This window comes from Leptospira perolatii (genome assembly GCF_002811875.1).
Lineage (GTDB): Bacteria > Spirochaetota > Leptospiria > Leptospirales > Leptospiraceae > Leptospira_B > Leptospira_B perolatii.
On sequence record NZ_NPDZ01000007.1, the window covers coordinates 214,056 to 220,055 of the forward strand.

Annotated in this window: 5 protein-coding genes; 4 read left to right on the forward strand and 1 reads right to left on the reverse strand. The window is 42.4% G+C overall.

Annotated elements, in window-relative coordinates:
• The first annotated feature begins 28 nt into the window (after positions 1-28).
• Together CH373_RS12725 and cysK are read left to right on the forward strand one after the other, a co-directional pair.
• Complete coding sequence (locus CH373_RS12725) at positions 29-1,258, forward strand: MBOAT family O-acyltransferase (RefSeq protein ID WP_243393382.1); 1,230 nt, start codon at positions 29-31, stop codon at positions 1,256-1,258.
• Positions 1,259-1,403: 145 nt separating this feature from the next.
• Entirely contained in the window at positions 1,404-2,333 is a 930-nt protein-coding gene (gene cysK, locus CH373_RS12730) for a cysteine synthase A (RefSeq protein ID WP_100713162.1), read from the forward strand.
• 90 nt (positions 2,334-2,423) lie between these two features.
• Here the strand turns inward: cysK and CH373_RS12735 are convergent, their stop codons facing one another.
• Positions 2,424-2,951, reverse strand: coding sequence for a hypothetical protein (locus CH373_RS12735; RefSeq protein ID WP_100713161.1), 528 nt, complete (start codon positions 2,949-2,951; stop codon positions 2,424-2,426).
• Between the two features lie 349 nt (positions 2,952-3,300).
• Between CH373_RS12735 and CH373_RS12740 the strand changes: the two genes are divergently transcribed.
• Positions 3,301-4,149 (forward strand): oxygenase MpaB family protein, encoded by an 849-nt coding sequence (locus CH373_RS12740; RefSeq protein WP_100713160.1) that lies wholly within the window; start codon positions 3,301-3,303, stop codon positions 4,147-4,149.
• 38 nt (positions 4,150-4,187) lie between these two features.
• A partial coding sequence (topA, locus tag CH373_RS12745) for a type I DNA topoisomerase (protein ID WP_100734097.1) occupies positions 4,188-6,000 on the forward strand: 1,813 nt, incomplete at its 3' end.

Consider the following 6,000-nt stretch of genomic DNA (forward strand, 5'->3'; position numbering starts at 1 on the left):
CTTTTACGGATATTGGAGCAAAATCTTTTTGATCCACTTTCTGTTGATCGTGCTCCTAAATTATGCCTACTACTATTACTTAGAGGCAAGAGGTGACAGACGCAAGTTGGCTTGGATCGTTCTCGCAAACCTAGCGAATTTGTTTCTGTTCAAGTATTACGGTTTCTTTCGTACGATTCTACAAGATTTATCTTTTTCTGTCGAAGGAATGGAAACTCTGGAATCCATTCTTCCGCTTGCGATCAGTTTTTATACGTTTCAGTTGATTGCGTTTCAAGTAGATGTACACAGAGGTACATTTTCGCAAAAAGTAAATCTTCCTGATTTCTTACTGTTCATATTCTTTTTTCCGCAATTGATTGCAGGACCGATTCTTCGTGCGAAGGATTTCCTACAAAGAATTTCGATTCCGAAAGTTCCGCGGATACTTTTTTCCGAAATCGGAATCGTATGGATCCTGATCGGTGTCATAAAAAAGGTACTGATCGCAGACCAAATTTCTCCTTTGATCGATCCGATTTATTCAGATCCGCAGAAATATTCCATAGGTGGACATTGGTTCGCTTTTTACGGGTTCGCGTTTCAGATTTATTGCGACTTCTCCGGATACACAGATATTGCGAGGGGATGCGCGCTCTTACTCGGTTACAAACTTCCTCCGAACTTTCTCGCACCTTATTTTGCCGGATCCTTGAGAGAATTCTGGAGGAGGTGGCATATTACATTGTCCACTTGGCTAAGGGATTATCTCTATATTCCTCTTGGAGGGAATCGCAGAGGAACCACAAGAACTTCTTTGAACCTATGTATTACCATGTTGCTCGGGGGAATCTGGCACGGAGCAAATTATACTTTTGTAATATGGGGATTATGGCACGGATTTCTGTTGTGGATGGAGAGACTCTGGGAAAATACTAAATTCGGAAAACTAAATATACCCAAATGGGTGAGAATTCCAATCGTATTCCACCTCGTATGCATCGGATGGGTTTTCTTTCGCGCGGATTCTCTCCAACTTGCGCTTGTCTTTTTGAAGGGAATGGCGGTCGGAATCGGCGAGACTCCTAAATATCCCTGGGGCTTTTCGATTCTGATCCTTTCCTTTATTGCAGTACATGTGATCGAGTACGGAAAAATGAATCCAACGAAACGTAGGATTCTATTTAGAATTCTGTTGCCTGTTGCTGCTTGCGTCGTTGGATTCATCACTGCGGGCTCAGTCTCCGGAGAAAGGTCCTTCATCTATTTCCAATTTTAAGAAAACAGAGGAAGTATGTGTGCCGCAGATTCGTTCTCAAAAAAAATCTATCATTCTTCCTTTTTTTCTTGCCCAGCTTTGATATATTGAAAGAATCGTCTAATATAGTAGCGAAAGGCTCCTATTTAGAGGAAGGAACTCCCCTATGAAGGCAAATAATATCCTAGAGACAATCGGAAATACTCCGCACGTGAAGATAAACCGTCTCTATAATTCAAAATCCCAAGTGTTTGTAAAATTGGAGCGCGCGAATCCGGGTGGTTCCATCAAGGATAGAATCGCTCTTTCCATGATTGAAGACGCAGAGCGCTCTGGAAAATTAACGAAAGACAGCGTAATTATCGAGCCAACTTCCGGAAATACCGGGATCGGACTCGCGATGGTAGCTGCAGTAAAGGGATACAGACTGGTTCTGGTTATGCCTGAGTCTATGAGTATTGAACGTCGCAGAATTATGGCTGCTTACGGAGCGGAGTTCGATCTGACTCCTCGTGAAAAAGGAATGCCTGGTGCGATCGAAAGAGCCAAACAATTGGTCGCTGAAAATCCAAAAGCTTGGATGCCTCAACAATTCGAGAACGAAGCAAATATTCAAATTCATATCGATACCACAGCACAGGAAATTCTCAAAGATTTTCCGAATGGTGTGGATGTAGTAATTACCGGAGTAGGTACTGGCGGGCATATCACCGCAGTCGCAAAAGTACTGAAGGCTAAATTTCCGAATACGAAAGTATATGCGGTAGAACCGGAAGCATCTCCTGTTCTTTCCGGAGGAAAGCCTGGACCTCACCCAATCCAAGGGATAGGCGCCGGTTTTATTCCTAAGAACTGCCACACAGAGCTACTCGACGGAATTATCCAAGTCTCTAAAGACGAAGCATTCCAATATGCTCTTCGTGCCGCAAAAGAAGAAGGAATTTTTATCGGGGTTTCCTCTGGTGCAGCTTTGGCAGCAGTTGCTAAGAAATTGCCGGAAATTCCAGAAGGTTCCACGATTCTGACCTTCAACTACGATACCGGAGAACGCTATCTGTCTATCGACGGATTGTTCCCTGTTCCGTCTAACGGCTAATTAGCGAGACTCGTAAAGACTCTAGAAGGTCTCTCTGACTTTGGAGAGGCATTCTATAATAGAAACCGGATGAACATTCATCCGGTTTTTTTATTTCTTCTTGAAGAAATCCCGGATTTGAGGAGGTCTCGGTAGTTTGCCGGTTAGCGCGCAATACAATCCGACTCCGATAAATGCGAATCCAGCCACCGGAAGTTTTATATACATCTCGCTGTATTCTTGCCAAAATAACCAAGAGATGATGAGAATGATTACCCCCAAACCGACCAAGGCGAGTCCGATTCCTCTGAAAATTTTCCTGGTGATCGGTTGGTCGTAATCCAATTCTCCTTTTAGGATTTGCTGCATTTGTTCTTTATCGAAAGAGCTGGGCGGATCTTTTACAAAAGGTTGCAGAATCAAAATCCCTGCCAAGGCTACAAGCAAACAAGAGAGCAGAGTGAGCACAAATACAACCAGGTTTAATCGCAAGGGGGAGTTGAACCAAGAATACAACCAGCCTTTCCAAAGAGCGAACAGCCCTCTGTTTGTTGTCCACCAAATCACTGGTAAAATCATGGAGGAGGCGAGAGCGAGAAAGCCTACTATTTGGAAAACTATTCTCGGAATAAATCTCATTGATCTAAGAATCCACCTTCTATCCGAATTTGCAAGAAGTGCTGCTTGATTTTAGGGAATCCAACCTTTCAGTAAAGAAGATTTGATTACGAATCAAAGTACATTTTGACTTTTTGCAAAGCCTTTCTGAGGTTACGGCAATTCCTGTCTTATGAAAGCGCAGGTTTCAGATATAAGAAAATGGAAGTACCTAAAGTTTTTATGAGTGAAAAAGATAATATTTACAAGCTTCTTCCTTTCTACCTATGGATTTAATTGTATATAAAACTAAATATTTCAAAAATTGCTCATATCAAAAAAGTAGTTTAAGAATTTATGAACTACTCAAATCTTGATGTAAAGGAAGCTAATGTTCGGTAGATATAAAATTTTAGATCAAATTGAAAAACTGGATCCGGAAAAGGATGCGCAGAGAATTGTATTCCTCTCCGGGAGCTATGAATTTCCCAAAGACATTGAAATCTCTTTGGCGATTGCTTTTTTCAGAACTTTCGCGATTCCGTCTATCGCAAAGATTTTAGATAAAACAAAGCAGTTCGAAAACTTCGGACAAAAGAGATACGACGATACAACTCTGATCTTGGGAGAGTTTTTAGAGAACGGATTGGATAGCGAAAGAGGAAAGCAATCGATTCGTAGGCTGAACCAGATACACGATAAGTATCCGATCAAAAACGAGGACTATGTATACACTCTGAGTACGTTCGTTTTTGAACCTGGTCGCTGGAATGAGAAATATGGATGGAGAAGGGCGACCAGAAAAGAATTGTTGGCGAACTATTACTTTTGGAAGAAAGTAGGTGGCTTGATGGGAATCAAGAAAATCCCTTCGAGCTACGAATCCTTGGAAGATTTCAATCGAGAGTTCGAAAGGAAAAATTTCAAAAGAACTCCGGAGAGCGAAAAATTAGGAAAGGCTACTTTAGAAATACTCGCAGGAAGACTGCCCAAGATTCCAGGGATAAAACGAATCGTGTTCCAAGTATTGTTCTCTTTGATGGAGGATGATTTGCGAGATGCTATGGGTTTTCCAAAACCAAATCCACTTCTGAAAAAGCTTACTGTTTTTGCGCTTTTCGCCAGAGCCTGGATTTTGAGAACCATATGGCCGCCTAGAAGAAAGCCATTCTTGGTAACTAAGAGAAAGAACCCTACGTATCCGGATGGATATTTGATTGAATCTTTGGGTCCGAATTGAAAGATGAAAAGGCGGTTCAATTCTAGAACCGTCTATTCATGTCCAAACTACTGATTGTAGAATCTCCCACAAAAGTACGAACTCTCAGTACCTATCTCGGAAAAGAATTTCTAGTACTTCCTACCTTTGGCCATTTGATGGATCTTCCCAAAGGTCGGCTAGGCATAGATGTAGAGAAAGATTTTGCCTTGGAGTACGAGTACCTCCCTGGAAAAAAGAAAGTAATCTCCGCCATCCTGAAAGCGGCGAAAAATTCGGAGCTGACTTATTTAGGAACGGATCCGGATCGGGAAGGCGAATTTATTGCAGCATTGCTCGCTGAGAAAATCGGCAAATCTTCCGTCGTAAAAAGGGTAAAGTTCAGAGAGATCAGTAAATCTGCAATTTTAGAAGCATTAGAAAACCCTGATAAGCTAGACGATGCGCTTGTAGAATCCCAAAAGGCCCGCCGAATTCTGGATCGATTGATCGGGTATAAAGTGAGTCCTTTTCTTTGGAAATGGATTCGCTCGGGACTCTCCGCGGGTAGAGTGCAATCCGTGGCTCTGAAATGGATTTGCGAGAGAGAACAGGAAATACGAGAGTTTGTGCAGGAAGTCTCCTGGGAAGTTTGTGCAGATGTAAGATTTTCCGCGGAAAAAGAGGACATGGTTCGCTTCCATCGGTCTCAAGGAGATTTTCCAACCGAGCGAGAAGCACGCGAATTCTTAGACTCTATATTAGAAAAAAAGAATCAACTTGCTGTCTTGAGCAGAAAGGAAAATGAAGCTAAGACTCTTCCACCTCCTCCATTTACCACCGCGAGTATGCAACAAGAGGCATTTAGACTTTTGAGGTTTCCTGCGGCAAAAACCTTGAAACTCGCGCAAGCACTCTACGAAGGAGTGGATATCGGTTTCGGGAAGAGACAGGGTTTGATCACTTATATGAGAACGGATTCGACCAGACTTTCTTCCAAATCGATTTCAGAAATCCAGGAACAAATCCTGGATCGGTTCGGCAGAGAATTTATATCTAATTTGGGTCCTAGAAAAACGAAAGCCAGGGGAAAAATACAGGACGCGCACGAAGCGATTCGACCGGTCGATCCTCGGATCTCTCCGGAACAGATCTACCGACTTTCCGATCGTTCTATCTCCAAGGATGCAAAAAGTTTGTACGAAATCATCTGGAAGAGAAGCATCGCTTCGCAAATGATTCCGGAAACCTGGAAGAGAATCCAATTCAAGGCTAAGACACAAGATATAGATTGGGAAGGTGAAATCAAAGGAACGATTTTGCCTGGATACAAGATCCTGTATGGAGGAACTCCCCGGAATTTTCCGCTTTGGAAGGTGGGAGATTTACTTTCTCCGGAGAACTGGGATGTAATTTCCAAAACTACTGAGCCTCCTCCTAGATACACCGAAGCGAGCATCGTGGCCAGACTCGAAAAAGATGGGATCGGGCGACCCTCCACATTTGCTACGATTCTAGAAACTCTGTACAAAAGAAAATACTGCGAAAGAGAAAAGTCTTCGATCTTGGCAACTCCTCTAGGGGAGAAAGTGAACTCATTTTTGCAGAATGCTTTTTCAGACTTGTTCCGAGAAAAATTCACTTCAGAGATGGAGTCCAGACTTGATGCGATCGCAGAAGGAAAGGAATCAGAAAAGAAATTGCTGCAAGAGTTTTATGTAGCTCTAGAAAAAACATTAAAAAATACGAATGTAAGACAGGTGATAACTCAGGTAAAATCAGAGAAAAAGAAAGTCGGCTACGGAGTTTGTCCTATTTGCGGAAAGGGAGAAAAGGTATTGAAAAGTTCCAAGAAAAAGAAGTATTTTATCTGCTCCAGATTTCCGGAATGCG